Origin of the sequence: Mycobacterium sp., assembly GCF_049683355.1 — a bacterium.
Taxonomy (GTDB): domain Bacteria; phylum Actinomycetota; class Actinomycetes; order Mycobacteriales; family Mycobacteriaceae; genus Mycobacterium.
Genome location: NZ_JBAUJB010000388.1, coordinates 1 through 3275, shown reverse-complemented (window position 1 = coordinate 3275; position 3275 = coordinate 1). Strand labels below are relative to the sequence as shown.

3 protein-coding genes are annotated in these 3275 nt (G+C 66.0%); 1 reads left to right on the top strand and 2 read right to left on the bottom strand.

Features of this window, described 5'->3' with window-relative positions:
- Both WA944_RS22335 and WA944_RS22330 read right to left on the bottom strand, forming a co-directional pair.
- A partial coding sequence (locus WA944_RS22335; RefSeq protein WP_526647348.1) for a DEAD/DEAH box helicase family protein occupies positions 1-892 on the bottom strand: 892 nt, incomplete at its 3' end.
- A gap of 246 nt (positions 893-1138) precedes the next feature.
- Entirely contained in the window at positions 1139-2395 is a 1257-nt protein-coding gene (locus WA944_RS22330; protein ID WP_526369310.1) for a M18 family aminopeptidase, read from the bottom strand.
- A 52-nt stretch (positions 2396-2447) separates the two neighbouring features.
- Between WA944_RS22330 and WA944_RS22325 the strand changes: the two genes are divergently transcribed.
- Positions 2448-3275 (top strand): Dyp-type peroxidase (locus WA944_RS22325; RefSeq protein WP_526647347.1); only part of this gene is annotated, 828 nt, incomplete at its 3' end.

Here is a 3275-nt window from a genome sequence, read left to right as displayed (position 1 = left end):
CGGACACCAGGTTCTGCCGGAAGAAAGCGAACGTCTGCTTGCCCGGCGTGGCTGTCAGACCGACGACATGCGCATCGAAGTACTCGAGCACCCCGCGCCACACGCCATAGATGCTGCGGTGCGCCTCGTCAACGATGACGAGATCAAAGGTCTCTGGCGGCAGTGCGGCGCTATAGGAGAGGGTGACCGGAACGTCGGGGACGTAGTCGTCCACGTTCGGGTCGTCGTCACCGCTGACTTCCCCAGTTTTGATGAACCGGAACACCCGTTGAATCGTGGAGACGGAGACCGCGGTCGACCCCAGCAGACCGACGCTCGACAGCTTGGCCACGTTGTACAACTCAGTGAAGCGTCGACCGTCGTCTGGGGTGCGGAAATTCTGGAACTCCGCGAGCGTTTGATCCGCCAGGTTGTTGCGGTCGACCAGAAAAAGGACCTTGTTGAAACCGCCGTGTTTGAGCAGCCGGTAGGACTGTGTCACCGCCGTGTACGTCTTGCCGGCACCCGTCGCCATCTGTACGAGTGACCTATCGAACTGTTGGGCGGCCAGGCTGTGTTCCACCCCATTGACCGCCTCGATCTGTGCCGGCCGCAGCGACTCGGTCTGCAATCCGGGCAGGTGCAGCACCTTCGCGCGCCACGTCGGCCGGTCGGGATCGGCGTCGGCCTCACGGAGAAACCGTGCCAAGGTCTCAGGCCGGGCGACGTTGAAGATCAGGCGCGCCCGCGGCTCGGGATCGAAACCGTTTGTGAAGTGCGTCTCCACCCCGGACGCCTCGAAGACAAACGGCAACCGACCGTCTCGCGTCCGTGCCGCGATCCGCACATCGGCCGGAAGCCCGTCGGCGTACATGGCCGACTGCCATTCGACACCGGACAGCGGCGTACCCACCGGTTCGCCTCGATTACGCCAACGACGGCCTTGTCGACGTACAGCAGGTAGTCCACCCGCCCGTGCCCTGCCTTCATCACGACTTCCCGGACAGCGACACCCTGCCCCGCGAAGAGGTTCAGGTCCTTCTTGTCCTGCACCACCCAGCTGGCTCTGACGAGTTGCGCGTCGATGAGTTTGCGGGCACGCGCCTCCGCAGGAAGCTGACTCTGGTCCCCCAACTCGGTCATCCTGCCTGAGATTAGCTCAGGCAGGCGCGAGAAATGCTCGAAGCGCCGCCGAATACGCCGCGACATCGGAAGACCCCATCACCTCGCGCGCCGAGTGCATCGCCAACTGAGCGGCACCGACGTCCACGGTGGGGATACCGGTACGCGCCGCCGTCATCGGACCGATCGTCGATCCGCACGGCAGGTCCGCGCGGTGCTCGTAGCGCTGCAGCGCAACACCCGCCTGCGCACACGCCAGCGCGAACGCCGCAGCGGTGCGGCCGTCGGTGGCATACCGCAGGTTGGGCTGAACCTTGAGCACCGGACCCGCGTTGACCTCGATGAGATGGCCGGGTTCGTGCCGCTCGGGATAGTTCGGATGGGTGGCGTGCGCCATGTCCCCGGAGGCGACCATCGATTTCGGCAGCCGACGCAGAAAGTCCTCCCGCCCGCCTCCCGCCGCCAGGGTGAGCCGCTCCAACACCGTCAACAGCAGGTCGGACTGCGCGCCGTGGCCGGACTGGGAACCGACCTCCTCATGGTCGAAGAGCACCAGCACCGGCGCGACACCGGACGGCGGTGCCGCCAGGAACGCCTCCAGCCCGGCGTAGCACGTCGCCTGATTGTCCAGTCGCGGTGCGCTGAGCAGGTCACCATCGGCACCGACGAGCCGCGACGGGTTGATGTCGTGTGTCATCAGCTCGGCGCCGAGCACGTCCTCGACGTCGACCCCGGCCCGCTCGGCCACGTATGCCGGGAATGACCGGACACCACTACCCACCCCCCAGACCGCGTTGACGTGCCGCTGCGGGTTGAGCTCGACGGCCTTGCGGTCCTCGGCGAGGTGGATGGCCAGCTGCGGCACCCTCAGGATCGGCTCGTCGATCTTGACCAGCTGGTGCGCGACCGTGTCTGCCCTGCGCACCGACAGCCGTCCGCTGATTCCGAGGTCGCGGTCCAGCCAGGAGTTCAGCCACGCACCGCCGTAGGGTTGCAGCGCCACCACCTGCCAGCCCGAGACGAACCGGTCCGGGTGCTGTTTGACCCTCAGGTTGGGGCTGTCGGTGTGGGCGCCGACGACCCGGAACGGCGCGCCCGGATCCGCGCCGGACCGCCATGCGATCAGCGAACCGGCCCGGACGGCGAAGTGATCACCCGACGCCGGCCACGGCTCGCTCTCGGACAGTTCGGTGAACCCGGCCGCGCGCAGCCTCGCCGCGGCCGTTTCACAGGCGTGGAACGGCGAGGGCGATGCGTCGATGAACTCGCACAGGCCCTGCGGAGTTGCAGACATGTTCTCCATCATCGTCGATCATCGGCGATGATCTTGATCTAGGGTCAGACGTGTGCCCACTCCCCTGCCGCAGGCGGTACTGGCGCCGCTGACGCCTGCGGCCCTGTTCCTGGTTGCGACGATCGACGAGGGTGACGAACAGACCGTTCACGATGCGCTGGGGGACATCGCCGGTCTGGTGCGGGCGGTCGGGTTCCGCGATCCCGCCAAGCGGCTGTCGGTGGTGACGTCGATCGGGTCGCAGGCCTGGGACCGGTTGTTCTCCGGCCCGCGTCCGGCCGAACTGCATCCGTTCGTCGAGCTCACCGGCGGACGCCACCATGCCCCGTCGACCCCCGGGGATCTGTTGTTCCACATCCGCGCCGAGTCGATGGATGTCTGTTTCGAATTGGCAACCAAACTCGTGGCTGCGATGGGAGCGATCATCGTCGTCGACGAGACGCACGGGTTCCGGTTTTTCGACAACCGCGACCTGCTGGGATTTGTCGACGGCACCGAGAACCCCGATGGGCCCCTGGCCGACAGCGCCACCCAGATCGGTGACGAGGACCCCGATTTCGCCGGCGGCTGCTACGTGCACGTGCAGAAGTACGTCCACGACATGGACTCGTGGAATGCGCTCACAACCGGCGAACAGGAACGGGTGATCGGACGCACCAAGCTCGACGACATCGAGCTCGGCGACGAAATCAAACCCGCGAATTCACATGTGGCACTGAACGTCATCACCGACGACGACGGCAACGAGTTGAAGATCGTGCGACACAACATGCCGTTCGGCGAGATCGGCAAGGGCGAGTTCGGCACCTACTTCATCGGCTATTCGCGCTCTGCGGTGGTCACCGAGCGGATGCTGCAGAACATGTTCGTCGGCGACCCA